The following is a 19,403-nucleotide window of genomic DNA, read 5'->3' on the forward strand; positions in this document are numbered from 1 at the left end:
GCGATAGTAGGTGTCGTCACCAAAGCACGCCTGCATCCATGTCATTCGCTTCGGCGCAGCAGATCGTTGAAGTCCTGCAGCAGTCCTACGACATCAACGCGACGGCGGTGGTGCCGCGTCCGGTGGGCGCCGACGCCAATGCGTGCGTGTTCCGCATCGATGCCCGCCACGACCATTGGTGGTTGAAGTGCCGCAACTTCCAGGTGGCACCCGCGGTGTGGGACAGCCTGCATTGGCTGCGTGGCACCTTGGGCATCGAAGAGATTGTTGCGCCGTGGCCGGCATTGACCGGCGGCGCATCGGTGCAGCGCTGGGGCCTGCAGTTCACGCTGTTCCCCTACATCGAAGGGCAGTCGGGCTTCGAGGCACCGCTGAGCCGTGCGCAATGGCGCCAGCTGGGCGAAGTGCTGCGTCGCCTGCATGAGGCCGAGATTCCGCCGGCGCTGCGCCAGGCCCTGCCGACGTTGCGGCTTGAAACCGCAGCGGTCGACACGGTGGGGGCATGGTTGCGGGATCCGTCTACGCTGGCGCAGGCGCAGGATCGATCCGGCAGTGCGTTCCTGGCGCTGTGGCAGCAGCAGCGGCCGCGCATCGCCGAACTTCACCAGCGTGCCGAAGCGCTGCATCGCCAATTGCAGGGTGAAGCACCGGCGCTGCGGCTGTGCCACACCGACCTGCACGCGGGCAACCTGCTGATGGGGCAGGACGATGCGCTGCACCTGATTGACTGGGACGGCCTGGCACTGGCCCCACGCGAGCGTGACCTGATGTTTGTCGGCGCCGCGGTAGGTGGTCGCTGGGGGCGCGAGCATCCGCTGGGCTTCGCCGAAGGCTATGGCAGCGACCTGGGCGATCCGCGCTGGATTGCGTGGTATCGGCATTGGCGCATCCTGCAGGACCTGATCGAATTCGAGCAGATGCTGCTGGGCCCCGGCGCGGCGCAGCGCTCGTTGCAGCAGCACCGGCAAGCACTGCATTACCTGGGCGAGCAGTTCGCGCCGGGCAATGTGTTCGATGCGGCCGAGCGCGCGTACCAGGTGCTGTAGGGGGGGGCGGCCGGGCTGCGCCCGGCACCTGCAGAGGCCGAAGCAACTGCAACAGCCGAAGCAACAGCAACAGCAACAGCAAAAGCAAAAGCTGGCCTCCTGTGGGATGGCGGGGTGGGTCCGGTTGCGGGGGACGCCGTAAATCCATCCATGGAGGCTCGGTCGCGCCATCCATGGCGCTCACGCCCCCGCAACCGGACCCACCCCGCCTTCGACAGAGCTCCGTAATCTGTCGGGATGGCATGGCCTGCTCTTGGTGGGTGTCGACCTTGGTCGACACGGTAGATCCACGCCATGCGTGGATGCTCTTCGATCATTTGATCAATTGTCGAAATATTCGATTTCGATGGAGATTCATCCACGCATGGCGTGGATCTACCAGACACCTGGAAACTGTCAGAGGTGGGGTGGTGTCGGATTGCGGGGTGTCAGCCGCATGGATGCGGCTGCCAAGCCTACAGGGACGTATTTACGGCGTCCCCGCAATCCGACACCACCCCGCCATCCCCAGTCAATGCGGCTGTTGCTGTTGCTTCGGCTGTTGCTGTTGAGGTTGCCGGCCAGCGGCCGGCACTACCACGGGTGCCGGGCGCAGCCCGGCCGGACCTCTTACTCTGCCGGCTTGGCCGCTGCGCTCGCGGCGACGCTCGCTGCACGCCGTGACAGCACCGCTTCGCGATGGGCGATGTAGGCGTTGGCGGCGAGGATGATGCCGGCGCCGATGATCGTCCAGCGATCCACCGTCTCTGCGAACAACAGCCAGCCACACAAGGTCACCAGCGGCAGCTGCAGGAAGCTGATCGGGGTCAACGCGGAGACTTCGCCCAGGCGCAGTGCGCGTGTCCACAGCAACTGGCCGATGGTGCCCAGCACGCCAGTGGCCAGCAGCCAGAGCCAGGCGATACCGGTGGGCCAGACCCACACGAACAAGGCCGGTATCAGCGACAGCGGCACCCAGAACACGTAGGTGTAAAGCACCACGGTGTCGGCGCTGTCGATCCGGGTGAGCTGCTTGATCTGGATCGCCACCAGCGAGCTGAGCACGGCGGCGGCCACGGCGATCAGGCTGCCGGACGTGAAGCCGGCGGTGCCCGGCCGCACGATCACCAGTACGCCGATGAAGCCGACCACCACCGCTGCCCAGCGCCGTACGCGTACCGTTTCGCCCAGCCACAGCACCGCCGCGATGGTGACGAACAACGGGGTGGAGTAGGACAGCGAAACGGCCTGTGCCAGGGGCAGGTGGCCCAATGCCCAGAACGCGCACAGCATCGAGCCCAGGCCGATCGCGCTGCGCAGGAAATAGCGCGGCAGCTGCTGGGTCTTCAACGGTGCATGGCCTGGGCGCAGCAGCATCGGCAGCAGGGCGAGCAGGCCGAAGGCATTGCGGAAGAACGCCACTTCCTGGGTCGGCACGTAGCGGGTGGCGTAGCGGATCGCCACCGCCATCAGGCCGAACGCCATGGTGCTGCCGAGCATCAGCAGCGCCGCCCGCAATGGGGTGGCGCTGGCGGGTAGGGCGGGTGTGCTCACCACTGTGCGCCGAGCAGGCGGGGCTCCGGTTCGATCGGCACGCCGAACTTCTCCAGTACCGAGGCAGAGATCCGCCGTGCCAGCGCCAGCAGTTCAGTGCCGGTGGCGCTGCCGTGGTTGACCAGCACCAGCGCATGGCTGGGCGCAACACCGGCATCACCCTCGCGGAAGCCCTTCCAGCCACAGGATTCGATCATCCAGGCCGCCGAGACCTTGCGGCGGTCGTCGCGGTCCGCCGGAAACACCGGCAGCTCGGGGAAGTGCTGCAGCAGCACCTCCACCTGTTCCAGTGGCAGCACCGGGTTCTTGAAGAAGCTGCCTGCGTTGCCCAGTACGTCGGGGTCGGGCAGCTTGCGGCGACGGATCGCGATTACTGCATTGGCCACGTCCACCGCGCTCGGCAGTTCCACGCCCTGTGCCTGCAGTTCTTCGCGGATGCCGGCGTAGCCCATGCGCAGGTCGTGCAGCAGCGGCAGTTTCAGTTCAATGGCGGTGATCAGGTAGCGGTCCGGCTGCTGCTTGAACACGCTGTCGCGGTAGGCGAAGCCACATTGTTCGTTGTCCAGCCGTACCCAGGTTCTTTCCTGGCAGTCCCAGGCCTCTACGGTCTGGATGAACTCGCCGACCTGCGCGCCATAGGCACCGATGTTCTGGATCGGCGAGGCGCCGGCGGTGCCGGGAATCAGTGCCAGGTTTTCCAGGCCGGACAGGCCTTCCTGCAGCGACCACATCACCAGCCCGTGCCAGGACACGCCGGCACCGGCGCGGATCACGGCGTGGTCCGCACGGTGTTCGAGGAAACTGATTTCGCGGTTGCCGAACACCAGCACGGTGCCGGGCAGGTCCTCGGCGATCAGCACATTGCTGCCGCTGCCGAGCACCAGCAGCGGGCCATTGGCCACTTCCGGCAATGCCAGAACCTCCGGTAGCAGCGCGGCATCGTGCAGTTCCAGCAACTGCGCTGCGCTGGCCTGCACGTGGAACGTGTTCAGGGCCTGCAGCGGCGCGTTGTGGGTGAGGGTCCATCGCAGCGGTGCTGCAGCGTTGTTGGAGTCGTCCATGGGCGTGCTCACAGGGGGGCCACCGCGCCGCGGCTGGGCGCCTCGCGTCGGCGGCGGATCGCCTCCACGCAGTCGGCGACCAATGCCGGGCCCTTGAAGATCAGGCCGCTGTAGCACTGCACCAGTGCCGCACCGGCGGCCATCTTGGCCACCGCGTCGGCGCCGGACAGGATGCCGCCGACACCGACCAGCGGCACCGATTCGGGCAGGCGTGCACGCAGGCGGCGCAGTACCAGGGTGGACTGTTCCAGCACCGGTGCGCCGGACAGCCCACCGGCTTCATTGGCCAGCGGATCGCCGGCAACCCGGCTGTGGTCGATGGTGGTGTTGGTGGCGATCACGCCGTCCACCTGAAGTTCGCCAAGTACGCGCGCGGCGGCGTCGATGTCGCGCTCGCTGAGGTCCGGGGCCACCTTCACCAGCATCGGCACGCGCCGGCCATGCTGCGCGGCCAGCGCTTCCTGGCGTTCACGCAGCTGGCTGACCAGCTGCCGCAGCGCGGTCTCTTCCTGCAGCTCGCGCAGGCCGGCCGTGTTGGGCGAGGAAATGTTGACGGTGATGTAGTCGGCCAGCGGGTACACCTTGTCCATGCAGGCGATGTAGTCATCGGCCGCCTGTTCGTTGGGGGTGTCCTTGTTCTTGCCGATGTTGATGCCGAGCAGGCCGCGCCGGTCGCGCGCGCGTTCGACGTTGCGTACCAGCGCATCCACGCCGGCGTTGTTGAAGCCCATGCGGTTGATGATCGCGTTGTGCGCCGGCAGCCGGAACAGGCGCGGCTTGGGGTTGCCGGCCTGCGGTCGCGGCGTGATCGTGCCGATCTCCACAAAGCCGAAGCCCAGCGCGAACAGTGCATCGATGTGCTCGCCATTCTTGTCCAGGCCGGCAGCAAGGCCGACCGGATTGGGGAACGTCAGCCCGAACACCGTGCTGGGCATCGGCGCGATGCGTGCGGCCACCAGCGGCGTGGTGCCGGTGCGATAGGCCAGGTCCAGGGCGGACAGGCCAAGACCGTGGGCGCGTTCGGCGTCGAGCGAGAACAGGAAGGGGCGGGCAAGCGAATACATGCGTTGGTTTCAGTCCAGCGTGCCGAGGAAGGCTCGGGTTCGATATTCAAAAGCGACCTGGCCGTCGACCGCGTGGGCGGCGAACAGGTCCTGCAGCGCAGCCAGCATCGGCGCGTGGCGCGGATGGCCGGGCTGCGGCGCGTACGAAGAAGACAGCAGGCGCCCGCGCAGGGCGTCCAGGTCCAGGTGCTGCACGTTCGGCAGCTGCACCATGCCGCGCAGGCCGGAGCCGAACCAGGCCTGCATGGTGGCGTCGTCCTGGTAGCGTTCGGCCACGGCGGTGTAGTCGGTGCCGTAGTCCAGCAGCAGTTGTTCGTAGCCGACCAGGAACGGGCTGGCATCGAGCAGGCGCGAATTCCAGTAGATCAGCGCCAGGCCGCCCGGGCGCAGGATGCGCTGCCACTCGGCGCGCACGGCCACGGTGTCGAACCAGTGGAAGGCCTGCGCGGCGCCGACCAGATCAACGCTGGCATCGGCCAGCCCGGTGGCCTCGGCGCGGCCATCGACGGCGGAGAACTGCCGATACTGCGGCGCCAGCCAGTGCTCGGCGGCGGCGCGCATCGCCGCGTTGGGTTCGACGGCGACCAGTGGATGGCCGGCGGCCAGGAACTGCCGGCTGGAGATGCCGGTTCCGGCGCCGATGTCAGCGACCTGTGCGCTGGTTGCCACGGCCATGGGGCCATGCAGCCAGTCCATCAGGGCAGGCGGATAGTCCGGGCGGTAGCGGACATAGTCCGCCACGCGGCTGCTGAAGCGTTCAGTGCTGTCGGAGGCAGTCATGGCGTCAGTTCGACACCGCCGCCAGCCACGCCAGGCCACCGAAGAACAGGATGATGATGAGAATGGCGGCAAGCACGGCGCCGACCATCACCCAGCCCAGTACCAGGCCGGTGACGGCCATGCCGTCGCCTTCCATTTCGTACGGGCGGCGGCGGATCTCGGCGCGGGCCATGTGGCCGGTGATGATGGCGACGATGCTGGCCACGAAAGGCAGGACGGTCCAGCTGGCGATGCCCATGACCAGGCTGACCACGGCCAGGGTGCTTGTCTGTCGGGGTGCCACGCTCATCGGGGTCCTCCTTGGCAGTGTGCACATGATAGTGCGTCTGCCCGGGCAATCCCATGCCTGGCGGATACGAAGGTAGACGTCGACCTTGGTCGACGAACGGCATTTCAGCCAGGTAGACGTCGACCTTGGTCGACGAACGGCATGCCAACCGAGGTTGGCAGTCCCCGGGGTGCCGGTATCAGCCCATCAGCACCTGGCCGCCATCGACATTGAGCACGTGGCCGGTGATCCAGCGCGCCAGCGGCGAACACAGGAACAGCGCAGCATCGGCGATCTCGCGCGGCTGCCCGAAGCGGCCGAACGGAATCTTCGCCAGGGTGCCGTGGTACAGGGCGGGATCTTCGACACGACGTCGATCCCAGAGGCCATCGGCAAATTCGATCGAGCCCGGTGCGATGGCGTTGACCCGGATCCGGTCCGGTGCCAGCGCCAGGGCCTGCGACGTCGTGTAGTGCGACAGCGCGGCCTTGGCCGCCGCATACGGTGCGCCGCCGGGACGTGGTTGCTGCGCGGCGATCGAGGACAGGTTGAGGATGCAGGCATCGGACGAGGCGCGCAGCCACGGCAGCGCAAGGCGCGAGGCGCGGACCGCCGCCATCAGGTCGATCTGCAGGCTGGCGGCCCAGCCGTCTTCGTCATCGGCCATGCCGTAGCCGGTGGCGTTGTTGACCAGCACATCGATGCCGCCGAGTGCGTCGGCAGCGGCCTGCAGCCAAGCGCCGATGCGGCCGAGGTCGCCCAGATCGGTAGCGAAGGTGTGCAGCTGCGTGCCCTGGGCCTGCGCATCGGCCTGCAGGGCGTCAAGTCCGGCCTGGCCGCGGGCGCAGGCCGAGACCTGCGCACCGGCGCGGGCGAAGGCCAGCGCCACTTCGCGGCCGATGCCCTTGCTGCCGCCGGCGATCAGCACCCGGCGGCCGGTGAAATCGATCACCGGCTTGCCGTCGCGCAGGGGCGCGCGCTCTGCCATCACAGGTCGAACTTGATGCCCTGGGCCAGCGGCAGCGAATCCGAATAGTTGATGGTGTTGGTCTGGCGGCGCATGTAGACCTTCCATGCATCCGAGCCGGACTCGCGACCACCGCCGGTGTCCTTCTCGCCACCGAAGGCGCCACCGATTTCCGCGCCCGAGGTGCCGATGTTGACGTTGGCGATGCCGCAATCCGAGCCGGCCGCCGACAGGAAGCGCTCGGCGGTCTTCAGGTTGGTGGTGAAGATCGACGAGGACAGGCCCTGCGGCACGCCGTTCTGCATGTCGATGGCTTCCTCCAGCGTGCTGTACTTCATCACGTACAGGATCGGCGCGAAGGTCTCGTGCTGCACCACTTCATCGCTGTTCTTCAGGCCGGTGACGATGGCCGGCAGCACGAAGTTGCCGGGGCGGTCGATGCGCGTGCCGCCGGTTTCGATGGTGCCGCCGCTGGCCTTGGCCTTTTCGATGGACGCCAGGAACTGCTGCACGGCGCCGTCGCTGTTGAGCGGGCCCATCAGGTTGGCCGGGTCGGTCGGATCGCCGATCTTGCCTTCCACCTGCTTGTACGCCTTGACCAGCGTGGCCAGCACGTCGTCATGGATGGATTCGTGCACGATCAGGCGGCGGGTAGTGGTGCAGCGCTGGCCGGCGGTGCCGACCGCGCCGAACACGATGCCGGGGATCGCCAGCTTCAGGTCGGCGGTTTCGTCGAGGATGATCGCGTTGTTGCCGCCCAGTTCCAGCAGGCAGCGGCCAAGGCGGTGGGCGACCTTCTCGGCGACCGTGCGGCCGACCTGGGTCGAGCCGGTGAAGCTGATCAGCGGCACGCGCTTGTCGGCCACCATCTTCTCCGACAGTGCCGTGCCGGCGTCGTTGATCAGGAAGAACAGGTCCGGGAAACCGGCATCGCGCAGCGCTTCATTGCAGATGCGCATCGAGGCGATGGCGGTCAGCGGGGTCTTGTTGGACGGCTTCCACAGGCAGATGTCGCCGCAGATCGTGGCCAGGAACGAGTTCCATGCCCACACCGCCACCGGGAAGTTGAACGCGCTGATGATGCCGACCAGGCCGAGCGGCTGGTACTGCTCGTACATGCGGTGGCCCGGGCGTTCGGAGTGCATGGTGTAGCCGTACAGCATGCGGCTCTGGCCCACGGCGAAGTCGGCGATGTCGATCATCTCCTGCACTTCACCATCGCCTTCGGGCTTGCTCTTGCCCATTTCCAGCGCGACCAGCGACCCGAGGGCGTCCTTGTTCCTGCGCAGCGCTTCGCCGCACAGGCGCACGGCCTCACCGCGGCGCGGAGCCGGGGTGGTGCGCCAGACCTTGAAGGCGTCCTGGGCGCGCGCGATGACCGTTTCGTACTCGGCTTCGGTGGTGGCGCGGACCTGCGCGATCGGCTCGCCGGTGGTCGGATTGATCGGGGTGATCAGTTCACCGCCGCTAGCGCTCGACCACTCCCCGTTGCCCAGGTAGGTGCCAGCGTTGATCGCGTCCAGACCAAGGGACTTGAGCAGCTCGGAAGACATGCAGACTCCTGTGTTTCGTTACGTTGTGTTTGGTGCCGTCGCGGGCAGGTGGGGGCGCGACGGACTGAGCCGGCGATGGTAGCAGAGGGGAGGGGCGACCCTTGGTGCAGTGCGGGGTGGTGCGCGCCAAAGGCTTGACGCGATCCGTCACGATTTGCAGGTGGGCGGTGCCGGAAAAGTGATAACTATCAGTGCGCTGCGTCTCGCTTTCCGGTCGCCCGCGCCGGAAGAACGTCGGGCTGTGTCTATCTTTTGTGACGGAGTTCGGACACAATCCCCCGGTAGTCAATCGAACCGCAACGAATTGCATGCGCCGGCAGGGGAGCCCAGCGCTGCTTTGGATCTTGCCCGGATCTGCGGAACTGTCAGAGGAGAAGTCGCGTGCTACATGGATCCGTAGAAGGGCTTTCCGGCCAACCCAGCAGAGCGCGGCGCCGCGTTGAGGCCCGTGCAGCACTCGAGCTGGCGTTGCGGCTGGGGGATATGTGCGTCATCCCCATCATGGCCATGGTCTCCCATGTGCTGTATTACGGTACGGCAGTCCCGGATCCGTCGCAGCGTGTCGTATTCGGTGCCGTCCTGCTGAGCGCAATGGTCTGCTTCATGATCGGCCCGGTGTACCGCGGCTGGCGCGCGCGCGGCCTGGTGGTGGACCTCTGGGTGCTGCTGCTGGCCTGGTCATGCAGCTTCGGCCTGTTCTCCTTCTATGCCGTGCTGGTGGACATGGCGGGCGCCGTGCCTACCCGTTGGCTGCTCACCTGGTATGGTTCCGGGCTGCTCGGCATGGTCGGCCTGCGCGTGCTGCTGCGCGTGCAGCTGCACCGCCTGCGCTCGCGAGGCCTGGACCGCGAACGGGTGCTGCTGGTGGGTCTTCGCGCATCCGGGCTGAAGCTGCACCGGCTGCTGCGCGGCAAGCCTGAGCTGGGCAAGGAAGTGATCGGTTACTTCTCCGCCCAGGGCGACCTGGCCACGCGTCGCCGTGGCGATGCGCCGCGTTGCCTGGGCGCGCTGGAGGACCTGCCGCGCTACATGGACCTGCACCGCGGTGAGTTCGATCAACTGTGGGTGTCGATGGCGCCCGGCGATGCCGCCGATGTCAAGGCCATGCTCAAGCAGATCGAACGCTTCCCGGTGCCGGTGCGGCTGATCCCCGATACCACGGGCTGGGGTGCCCTGAATCCGGGGGTGTACCAGGTCGGCAACGTGCCGATGATCGGGGTCCGGCAGGGCTTGGCCGATCACAACTTCCGCCTGGCCAAGCGTGTGGAAGACATTCTGGTGGCCGGCGTGGCGGTGATCCTGCTGGCACCGCTGTTTGTGGTGCTGGCGCTCGGCGTAAAGCTGAGTTCGCCGGGCCCGGTGCTGTTCCGCCAGCGTCGCCATGGCCTGGGCGGCAAAGAATTCTCGATGCTGAAGTTCCGCTCCATGCGGGTCCACGCCGAGGGCAGTTCGGACAAGATCACCCAGGCCACCCGCAATGACCCGCGCGTCACCCGGTTTGGTGCATTCCTGCGCCGCAGCAGCCTGGATGAACTGCCGCAGTTCTTCAATGTCCTGGGCGGAAGCATGTCCGTGGTCGGGCCGCGGCCACATGCGGTGCAGCACAACAACCACTATGAACGGCTGATCGACCGCTACATGCACCGGCACTACGTGAAGCCGGGCATCACCGGCTGGGCGCAGGTGCACGGGCTGCGTGGGGAAACCCCGGAACTGCGCCTGATGAAGAAGCGTGTCCAGTACGACATCGACTACATTCGCCGCTGGAGCCCGACCCTGGATGTGCGGATCATCGTGATGACCGCATTCAAGGTGCTGGGGCAGAAGTCGGCATATTGACGCGGCGCGATGCGGGTGCCGTGCGTAATGTGATGAATTCCCTGACAATTTCGTCGATTGTCATGTGCATGTAAGGTATCCTGTAGGGCTGTCACCCTCCCGTTTCGGGTGGTGCCGCACGGAATGCCACAGGATCCGAGTCAGTGTTCAAGAACGTTCTCTTTGTTTGCGTCGGCAACATCTGCCGCAGTCCTTCAGCTGAAGTCATGCTCCGCCAGTCCCTGGAGGGCAAGGGCATTCAGGTGTCCTCCGCCGGCTTGGGGGCACTTGTGGGTCATGGCATCGACGCCACGGCACAGGCGTTGTTGATCGAACATGGCCTCAACGGTGATTCGCATCGTGCTCGTCAGATCGACGACGCCATTCTCGGCTCGGCCGATCTGGTGCTCACCATGGAGCGCAAGCATATCCATCGCATTGCCGAGGTCGCGCCGCAGGCCTCCGGTAAGACCTTCCTGCTGGGCAAATGGCAGCAGGACCGGGAAATTCCCGATCCGTACCGCCAGCAGCGCCCGGCGTTCGAGCATGTTTACAGGCTGATGGCCGAGGGTGTTGAGAGCTGGGCACGGCATCTCTGACTGCTGCTGCATGCTTCCCTGAGTCGACTAACTATTTTTCTTATCTGAACCTTACTGCACATGACCACTGACTCGCGCTCCATCATTCAGGACGATGCTGAAGAGATCGATCTCCGCCAGTTCTTAGGCACTTTGGTCGATCACAAGTGGTGGATCCTCATCATCACAGGCGTATTCCTGATTGCATCTGCTGCATATGCGTTTCTGGCAACGCCGATCTACCGTGCGGATGCCATTGTACAGGTCGAGCCGAAGACGCCTTCGCTACCGGGCTTGACCGATCTGAGCCAGTCGTTGGGTATCAATGCGGGCACCGCAGAAGCAGCAACCGAAATTGCGTTGATCAAGTCCCGAGCGGTGGTTGGTAGCGCCGTGAGTGCGCTGCGTCTGGACATCGAAGTTGTTCCGAGACGTTTTCCTGTGCTTGGTAGCTACTTTGCTCGTCGCGCGGAAAAGCAAGCTCCGGGTGAGCTGGCGCCGCCACTCCTGGGTCTGACCGGCTTTGGCTGGGGCGGAGAAGAGTTGCAGATCTTTCAGCTGGATGTTCCTGTCGCTTTGCTGGCTACAGAGTTGGAGCTGGTCGCCGGTGAGGGGGGGCGCTTTGAGCTCTTCAACGAAGACGGTGAACTGCTGCTGGCGGGTACGGCAGGCAAGCCGGCGACTGGCAATGGGGTGAAAATTCAGGTCGAGTCTCTTAAAGCTCACCCCGGCATGCAATTCAGCGTGATCCGCCATCGTCGGCTCAGTGTTGTAAGCGACCTTCAGCTGGAAGTTGGGGTTGGCGAGGCAGGAAAAGACTCCGGCATCCTTGCGCTTACCTACGAGAACGCGAATCCCGATCTCGCTCGCGACTTTCTGCAGCAGGTTGCGCAGGCCTATGTTAGGCAGAACGTCGAGCGGAACTCCGCCGAGGCGTCGGCGCAGCTGGTCTTCGTCAAAGAGCAGCTCCCCAATGTCCGCAATCAGGTCGACACTGCGCAGAAGGCATTGAGTGCCTATCAGATGCGCGCCAATTCCGTTGATCTGACCCTTCAAACAAAAGGGTTGCTGGATCAGGAAGTCGCGGTTGAAACCAGTATCCAGCAGCTACGCTTGCAGCAGGCGGAAATGGATCGCAAGTTCACTCGTGACCATCCTGCATATCAGGCATTGATGCGCCAGATCGGGGATCTGGAGTCACGCAAGAGTGGCTTCCAGGGCCAGGTAAAACAACTGCCGGAAGCACAGCAGGAGCTTCTGGGGCTGACCCGCGATCTGCAGGTCAGCAACGAGATGTATACCGCGATGCTTAACCAAGCGCAGCAATTGGATGTCGCGCGGGCTGGCACTGTCGGCAACGTGCGCATCGTGGATGCCGCAGAGGTGGATGCTACCGAGCCGGTGAGGCCCCGCAAGGTGATGGTGGTGCTGGTGGGCACGCTGTTGGGCGCGTTTCTTTCCATCGGCTTGATCCTTCTGCGCCAGTTGCTTAACCGTGGGGTCGAGGACCCGTCCCAGATCGAGGAGATCGGCTTGCCGGTCTATGCTTCGATCCCGGTCAGTCCTGGGCAACGTTCCGATTCGGTGCGTGGCAAGTTCCGTGCTGACGGCAAACTGCATCTGCTTGCGGTGAAGGATCCTGCCGACCTGGCCATCGAAGCGGTGCGCAGTCTGCGTACCAGTCTGCACTTCGCACGCCTGGAGGCAAAGAACAACATCGTCCTGATCTCCGGTTCCAGCCCGAACGCCGGCAAGACCTTTGTCTCCTCCAATCTGGCGGCGGTGATCGCGCAGGCTGGCCAACGTGTGCTGATCATAGACGCGGACATGCGCAAGGGCACGTTGCACAAAGCCCTCGGCGCGACCCAGACCCCCGGCCTGTCCGATGTGCTTGTTGGCAAGACCTCATTGGATGACGCCATTCGTACGGTTCCGGGCCTGGATAACCTGAGCTTCATTTCCCGAGGCGATGTGCCTCCCAATCCTTCGGAATTGCTGATGCACCGCAATTTCACGGAGCTTCTGGAACAGGTGGAGAAGCGCTTTGATCTCGTCATCATCGATACACCGCCGATTCTTGCGGTGACCGATGCGGCGGTCATCGCCCATCATGCAGGCACCTGTCTGCTGGTCGCGCGCTTTGGCTTGAACCAGCCTAAGGAACTGATGCTTGCCCGCAAGCGTTTCGAACAGAACAACGTTCAGTTGAAGGGTGCGATCTTCAATGCGGTCGAGCGTCGGGCAACCGGCTACTACAGTTACGGCTATTACGAGTACAAGTCGACCCGCTGAATGGGTCGAGGGGGGGGGGCTCTAACCTATGCCCTCACCGACAGGGAAGTCTCGGCAGCTGCAGTGTGCAGGTCCGCGACGCAATTTGAGAGACTGCGGAGAAATACATGAAAGTTCTGATCACCGGTGGTGCGGGTTTCATTGGCAGTGCATTGGCACGCGCGCTTGTCGCGCGTGGAGACCAGGTTACTGTCCTGGACAATCTCTCGCCCCAGATCCATGGCGATAGCCCGGAAAACTCCGCGCTTCTGGCATCTCTGCCCACCGATGTCGTGGTGGTAAAGGGCGATGTCCGCCTGCGTGAGGATTGGTTGCAGGTGCTGCCCGGCCAGGACGTGGTGGTGCACTTGGCGGCCGAAACCGGCACCGGGCAGTCGATGTATGAGATCGATCGCTATGTCGATGTCAATGTGCGCGGTACCTCACTGTTTCTTGATCTGATCGGCAACAAAGTGCAGGGCTGCGAATCGGTCAAGCGCGTGGTGGTCGCGTCTTCCCGCTCGATCTACGGCGAAGGCAAGTACAAGGGCGCAAACGGCCCGGTGTACCCCGGCGCACGCGTCGATGCCGATCTGCGCGATGGCGTGTTCGAATGCCGCGACCCGCAGTCTGGCGAGCTGGTGGTGCCACTGCCGACGGATGAAGAGTCCCGCATCCATCCCAGCTCGATCTACGGCATCACCAAGCAGGTCCAGGAGCAGCTGGTACTGGTCGGCGCCTCCGCCATCGGCATCCAGGGTATCGCGCTGCGCTACCAGAACGTCTATGGGCCGGGCCAGTCGCTGAAGAATCCGTACACGGGCATTCTGTCGATCTTCTCTACCCTGCTGTTGCAAGGCAAGGGCATCAATATCTTCGAGGACGGCAAGGAGACCCGCGATTTCGTCTTCATCGACGACGTGGTGGCGGCAACGGTTGCGGCCATTGACGCCGATGTCAGCGGCCAGGCTTTCAACGTGGGTACCGGTGAAGCTACCGATGTGATCACCGTCGCCAGCGCGCTGAAGGAAGCGTATGGAAGGGGCGGAGAGATCAGCATCTCCGGCAACTACCGTATCGGTGATATCCGACACAATTTTGCCGACTTGAGCCGTGTCGAGGCTGCCCTGGGTTATCACCCGCGTGTCACCTTCGCCGAAGGTGTGAAGCGCTTCGCGGCCTGGGTTCTGACCCAGCAGATCGAAGACTCGGGCTACCAGCGCTCGGTAGACGAAATGCGTGCGAAGGGGCTGTTGAAGTGAATCCTCAGTGCGGCCTGGGCGAGCAGCATGAGTGAGTCACTCGCGGGAAAGCGCGTACTTTTCATTGCACCGATGTTCTTTGGCTATGAAAAGCTGATCAAAGCGGAGCTTGAAAGGCAGGGTGCGCACGTTGACTTTCAGCCTGATCGTCCCGGCGTGGACTTTCTTACCAAGGCGCTCATCCGTATTGATCGCCGTCTGCTAGCGAGGCGCATCGCGAAGCATTACTCCGACATCGTCGAGGCAAGTGCGGGCACATGCTATGACCATGTTCTGGTCATCCGCGGCGAAGCCATTTCGCCTCAGATCATCGCGCGTATTCGCGAGACGCAACCGGCGGCGAAGCTCACGCTGTATCTCTGGGATTCCATGCACTACAACCCGAATGCGCGCTTGATCAAGCGTCATTTCGATTCGGTGCTGTCGTTTGATCGCGCCGATGTAGCAGAGAATCCCGACATTGAGTTCCTGCCACTATTCTTCGCCAATGATTACGCGCGCGCCGCAGAGTGGACGGGAGGGTACATCTATGACGCCTGCTTCATCGGCACCATTCATACGGATCGTTACCGGATTCTGGAAAAACTGCTGGACTCGCTCGAGCGTGATGGACGCAGAACATTCGTTTACTGCTACTACCCATCGAAGGTCCTCCATCGCCTGCGCTCCCTCGTGGATCCTGGCTTCCGCAGGTTCTCAAGGAAGTATGTCAAGTTTGATGGCCTGCCGTTGCCAAAGGTTGTCGATTACATCTGCGCTTCGCGTTGCGTGATTGATATCAATCGTCCTGGCCAGAAGGGCCTGACGATGCGAACTATCGAAGCGCTGGGTTCGCAGCGGAAGCTGATAACCACAAACGAGGATGTCAGTTCGTATGATCTTTACGACGCATCCGGAGTGCAGATCGTGGATCGGAATGCACCTGTGGTGCCGGCAGAGTTCCTGGCGTCCAGTGACAGGCCTTTTGACGATGCTGTTCGAGAACGGTACTCGGTCGGGAATTGGGTGAGACAGGCGCTGTTGGGTCGGCATGTTGTGAAAGGTGTCTGAGAGCGCAGCTTGGAATGAGTACTTCAATGGCACCGACATCGATCCAGAAAGAGCTGAAGTCCGAGAGGCAGTGGATATCCCTGTTTGCCCTGTCCACGATCTTTATATCGGGGATCTATGTGCCGACGCCCGTCGGAAACTTGTACTTGTCCTATCTATGCATGATTGCAGCATACGTGTTGCTTGTGCTGAAAACCGGTAGTCTAGGCCTCCGGCAGGAGTATCTGGGGCTGGCTGCCGCGCTGACGCTCCTTTCCCTGCTGGGGGCGCTCATCAATGATGCAGCGGCGGGAGCTCGTGCATCCGTATTTCTCATCTCAGTCGCGAAGATCATGCTCTTCATGTTCTTCGTCGTGTTTTTTACGTCCATCTACAATCTACTTGGACGTTCAGTCAATCGGCTCTTCTCTGTCTATCTGAGGGTGGCCTACCTATTTGCGGTTCTCGGCGTGCTGCAGCAGGTGATCTTCGTTGCGACCGGAGTCGACATCCTGGCATCCCTGTCGCCCGGCTCGAAGAAGATGGGGGCGTACCTGGGCGTCGCTGGACTCAGTGTTGAGCCGGCGTTCTACGCATGTGCACTGTTGCCAGCCGGTGCATATCACGTATCAAAGTTCGTACAGAGTCTTCGCTTATCATTCCGAGGCGCGGTCACCGTACTTGCCATTGTTCTGTCAACTTCCGCACTAGGCTATATCGGTCTTTTCGTTGCGGCCGTAGCGACATTCGTTATCGGTTTCAGTGTTCGCCGATTCTGGATCCTGTTCTTCTCAGTGCCGATCGTCTTCGCTCTCGCCATCACGGTCAGCAATCTGGAGTTCTTCCAGTTGAGATGGAACGATACCGTTTCGGTGCTGCAGGGTGGGGAGCTGACCATGGAGGATGGCATGAATCTCAGCACCTACTCCAATGCGGTGAATTCGTTGATCTCGCTGCGTTCCTTTGCGGACAACTATGGCGTCGGCGTTGGCCTGGGAATGTACAGCTCCGTATTTGATCACTACATCTCCGGTTTTGAACTGCCCGCATATCGGGATGATATTCCCGGCCGCGGCTCCGCGACTTCACTGTTTGCACGCGTGACAGCTGAGCTTGGATTGGCAGGGTGGCTGCTTCTATTGATGGTGCTGTACTGGGCGTGGAAGAACATGCGGGCGGTTGGTGACAGGGCTATGGCAGTTGCATACCTGGCTACACTCTCGATTATCCTGCTTCGAATGGGAGAGTACTACGCCAACGGTGTGGTCCTGGTGTTCGTGATGATCTATCTCTCCCGTAACGCCAGCGCAGCGGATGCGCGGGCCCGGAAGGTTGGGGTGGATGTATCTCGATGAGTATCGGGCGCTTGATTTCCGTTCTCCGGACGTTGCTTCTGCGAGGCCTCGGTTCTGGCGTCTCCGTGCTCTTTACGGTACTGGTTTCTCGCTACCTGGTGACTTCTGAAGCTGCATTGTTCTTCATCCTGTTCAATGCCAGCGTCATTGGCGCCGTCTGCTTTCGTTGGGGCATCGATGAAGTTGTTATTCGACGAGTTGCGGCAGCGAAGGTAGAGGACCGCGAATCAATTGCCGGGGCGCTTGTGTTTGGAGCGCATCGCCGTGTGTTGTTTTGGGTGGGCGCTGCGTTGCTGCTTGGACTTGCGCTGCTATTGCCATGGGTGGGGCACCATTTTGGCGACATGAACTATCTGGACTTCAGTCTGATGGTCATTGCATCCGGACTGATTGCGTGTGCGGCAGTAGCTGCGCGAGTACTCCAAGGCGAAGGGAGGACCGATGCAGCAACCTTCTATCTGAACATCTGTGTGCCTATCCTGGCTCTGGTTGGGCTTCTGTGCCTGACCTTCATTAGTGAAAGGATCAGTGCCCGGCAACTGCTCTGGTGCTACCTGCTTGCTGCCGTGGCGATGTATGCCGTCGTGGTTCCAGTGCGTTACGGACGCGAACTCAGTCTGTTGTTCTCGTCGAACTGGAAAGGGGTGAGTGCCGAAGCCGCCGATCTTGTCGCCGCCAATCGCTTGGGTATGGTGGTCTTGGCGCAACAGGCGCTTGGATGGAGCGCTGTAGCGATCATTCCAATCTTCTATGGAGATTCCGCATATGCCGGCTTCGTAGTCTCTCAGAAGCTCGCAACCCTTGTCAGCCTGCTGATGCTCGCGATCAACTTCACCTTTTCCTCCCGTTTTGCGGCGCTCCATGCCAAGGGAGAGCTGCAGGAGTTATGGCGATTGGTCCGCCTTTCAGTCGGCGCGATCCTGATTGCCAGCGCTGCAATCCTCGCCGCGACTTGGCTATTCATGGCGTCGATTCTGGAGTACGCCCGAGTTCCTCGGAATTTCGGCAGCATTGTCATCATCATGATGATCGGTCAGATCGCATTCTCGATGGCTGCATTGTTCGCGGTGGTGCTCAGTATGTGTCAACGTGAAAAGTTCCTGCTAAGGGTGCAGGGTTTGACTGCTTCGATCTCAGTTGTCGCGCTGGCGATTGCCTGCAATTTTGTGAGCATTAACTCAGCTGCCTGGGTCTTCGTAGGAAGCTACTGTATTCTTGCATTGCTGCTCTATTTCGAGGTGGCGCGCGTAGCTGGAGATGAGAACGAAAAGCAGCAGCGCTCGTTGGTGAACAGGGCGAACAATCAAACGAGGTTCGCTGAAGTTCAGAAATTCAAGAATGATCCTTCCTGTACCATTGATGGCATCAACTACGGGAAGGTCGTTGCTCCTTATCTCTACGATCTATCGTTCAAGGCAGTTCTGAAGCGAGTCACTTTCGCGACGCTGTTTTCGATGAGACTGCAGTTGGATGGAACGAAAGGGGATGGAAGAATTATGGTCTATTCTTGCCGTTCGAAAAGGCGCAGCGACTACGATTACATTGTCGATCAGAACAGAGCGGGGATGGGGCCGGGCCATCTTTTTGCAGAGGTCATCGAAACGTTCAATCCAATGCAGTGTTTCCGTACCGCCATGGCGTTCTCAAGCTCATTTAGAATGGCTGCTGCTTGGAGCGGTGGGCTTTTGGAGAAAATTACGGTTGCCCTTCTCATCGCAAAATTCCGTTCCTCATCCAGTCCAGTTCTCAAGGAGGCAATTCGAGATGCGCGTCAATTGGTCACATTTTGTGACGCGCAACCGACTGAGAATCTCGCGAGTCAGCTTGCGAGAATGGCTGGTGCAGTGACATTAACCAATCAGCATGGTCAGTACCGGTACTTGGATGATCATAATCTAAGCGAAGATGCTGAGGTCTATGCGAACTTCGTAAGCGATTACCTGCTGTGTTGGGGGGAGGCTACCGTAGCCGAGTTCGCGAAAGCTGGGATCTCTGCTGGACGCATGATCATAGTTGGGTGGCTGCGTAGTTGGCCCCTGCAAGGTTCCGCCAAGAACATGGCGGCGGCTCAGGGAACGTTTGGCGTTATGCTGAATGGCGAGAACGCGCGCGAATCCAATACTGCCATGCTTGCCATTGCCGAAGGTCTAGCCGAACAGATGGGTATGCGGTACCTGGTGAGGCTGCATCCTTGGAGCGAGGCGAGCAGCTACAGTGCGCTTTGTGGGCCGAGATGCAGTGGCTTGGAAAAGCTCCCGCTCTCTTTCTATCAGGGCCGTGTTGAATTCAGCATTGGTCACATGTCCGGAGCGGTCGTTGAATTGCTGTGCTCGGATCAGCCGATATATCTATTGGATGATGGCAAGTTGGCCGGAGCATTCAGAATTTCTGGTCTCGCAAAGAAGTCGCTCATGGATTTTCGACTGGCTTTGGAGGCAGACAAGGCTGATCCCGAGGCGGCCCGGCTCCGACGCGCCAGACTTGCTGCATGGTACAACGATGATTCAAATCAAGAAGAACGTTTGCGAATGGCCCTTTCTGTGGAGTGAAGCGTGCATCTTCTATTCAAGATGGCTTGGGTGCTGAGAGCCTTGATCTATTCCCCATTCTTCAAGGCGTTTCCAATGCCTGGATACCTTGGCGGGCCATGCTTCCTAATGGGAGTGAATAGGATGAAGTTTGGGCGAAAGGTCAGAATTTTCCCTGGTCTTCGTGCTGAATGTCTTGGGGCTGGAACGCTGACTATTGGGGATAACGTTTCAATCGGACAGGGGTTTCATGTCATTGCTAAAGGTGATTTGAAGATAGGTTCGAATGT

Annotated in this window: 15 protein-coding genes; 8 read left to right on the plus strand and 7 right to left on the minus strand. The window is 61.9% G+C overall.

The genetic code is table 11. The features are described 5' to 3' along the window. Positions 1–38: 38 nt before the first annotated feature. Positions 39–1,046 carry an aminoglycoside phosphotransferase family protein gene (locus LMF57_RS08740; protein ID WP_117310225.1) on the plus strand — a complete coding sequence of 336 codons (1,008 nt, stop codon included), beginning with the start codon at positions 39–41 and terminating at the stop codon, positions 1,044–1,046. Between the two features lie 609 nt (positions 1,047–1,655). Here the strand turns inward: LMF57_RS08740 and LMF57_RS08745 are convergent. The 7 genes from LMF57_RS08745 to LMF57_RS08775 form a co-directional block, all read right to left on the minus strand. After that, a complete protein-coding gene (locus LMF57_RS08745; protein WP_051584984.1) occupies positions 1,656–2,525 on the minus strand; it encodes a DMT family transporter in 870 nt (289 codons plus the stop codon). A gap of 50 nt (positions 2,526–2,575) precedes the next feature. After that, positions 2,576–3,640: a UDP-N-acetylmuramate dehydrogenase gene (gene murB / locus LMF57_RS08750; RefSeq protein ID WP_229291236.1), complete on the minus strand. Its 1,065-nt coding sequence runs from the start codon at positions 3,638–3,640 to the stop codon at positions 2,576–2,578. 8 nt (positions 3,641–3,648) lie between these two features. Further along, the gene (locus tag LMF57_RS08755) at positions 3,649–4,704 is read right to left on the minus strand and encodes a quinone-dependent dihydroorotate dehydrogenase (RefSeq protein WP_229291237.1); all 1,056 of its coding nucleotides are present in this window, start codon (positions 4,702–4,704) and stop codon (positions 3,649–3,651) included. 9 nt (positions 4,705–4,713) lie between these two features. Further along, positions 4,714–5,484, minus strand: coding sequence for a class I SAM-dependent methyltransferase (locus LMF57_RS08760; protein ID WP_229291238.1), 771 nt, complete (start codon positions 5,482–5,484; stop codon positions 4,714–4,716). Between the two features lie 4 nt (positions 5,485–5,488). Next, entirely contained in the window at positions 5,489–5,773 is a 285-nt protein-coding gene (locus LMF57_RS08765; RefSeq protein WP_117310230.1) for a DUF4190 domain-containing protein, read from the minus strand. A 178-nt stretch (positions 5,774–5,951) separates the two neighbouring features. Beyond that, the gene (locus LMF57_RS08770) at positions 5,952–6,740 is read right to left on the minus strand and encodes an SDR family oxidoreductase (protein WP_229291239.1); all 789 of its coding nucleotides are present in this window, start codon (positions 6,738–6,740) and stop codon (positions 5,952–5,954) included. Beyond that, positions 6,740–8,272: an aldehyde dehydrogenase family protein gene (locus LMF57_RS08775; protein ID WP_229291240.1), complete on the minus strand. Its 1,533-nt coding sequence runs from the start codon at positions 8,270–8,272 to the stop codon at positions 6,740–6,742. Before LMF57_RS08775 ends, LMF57_RS08770 begins: the two co-directional genes overlap by 1 nt. A 501-nt stretch (positions 8,273–8,773) precedes the next feature. Between LMF57_RS08775 and LMF57_RS08780 the strand changes: the two genes are divergently transcribed. The 7 genes from LMF57_RS08780 to LMF57_RS08810 all read left to right on the plus strand — a co-directional run bounded on the left by LMF57_RS08780 (position 8,774) and on the right by LMF57_RS08810 (position 19,134). Continuing rightward, on the plus strand, positions 8,774–10,111 hold the full coding sequence (locus tag LMF57_RS08780; RefSeq protein WP_324255962.1) for an undecaprenyl-phosphate glucose phosphotransferase: 1,338 nt from the start codon (positions 8,774–8,776) through the stop codon (positions 10,109–10,111). Positions 10,112–10,254: 143 nt separating this feature from the next. After that, on the plus strand, positions 10,255–10,689 hold the full coding sequence (locus LMF57_RS08785; protein WP_324255963.1) for a low molecular weight protein-tyrosine-phosphatase: 435 nt from the start codon (positions 10,255–10,257) through the stop codon (positions 10,687–10,689). A gap of 60 nt (positions 10,690–10,749) precedes the next feature. Then, entirely contained in the window at positions 10,750–12,960 is a 2,211-nt protein-coding gene (locus tag LMF57_RS08790) for a polysaccharide biosynthesis tyrosine autokinase (protein WP_117310235.1), read from the plus strand. Between the two features lie 107 nt (positions 12,961–13,067). Then, the gene (locus LMF57_RS08795) at positions 13,068–14,201 is read left to right on the plus strand and encodes an NAD-dependent epimerase/dehydratase family protein (protein WP_117310236.1); all 1,134 of its coding nucleotides are present in this window, start codon (positions 13,068–13,070) and stop codon (positions 14,199–14,201) included. Between the two features lie 27 nt (positions 14,202–14,228). Continuing rightward, a complete protein-coding gene (locus tag LMF57_RS08800) occupies positions 14,229–15,251 on the plus strand; it encodes a hypothetical protein (protein ID WP_162887637.1) in 1,023 nt (340 codons plus the stop codon). A 14-nt stretch (positions 15,252–15,265) separates the two neighbouring features. After that, positions 15,266–16,585 (plus strand): hypothetical protein, encoded by a 1,320-nt coding sequence (locus tag LMF57_RS08805; RefSeq protein ID WP_229291241.1) that lies wholly within the window; start codon positions 15,266–15,268, stop codon positions 16,583–16,585. Then, positions 16,582–19,134: a hypothetical protein gene (locus LMF57_RS08810; RefSeq protein ID WP_229291242.1), complete on the plus strand. Its 2,553-nt coding sequence runs from the start codon at positions 16,582–16,584 to the stop codon at positions 19,132–19,134. The genes LMF57_RS08805 and LMF57_RS08810 overlap by 4 nt, the downstream gene beginning before the upstream one ends. Positions 19,135–19,403 lie beyond the last annotated feature (269 nt).

Source organism: Stenotrophomonas sp. SI-NJAU-1 (assembly GCF_020883215.1).
Classification (GTDB): domain Bacteria; phylum Pseudomonadota; class Gammaproteobacteria; order Xanthomonadales; family Xanthomonadaceae; genus Stenotrophomonas; species Stenotrophomonas indicatrix.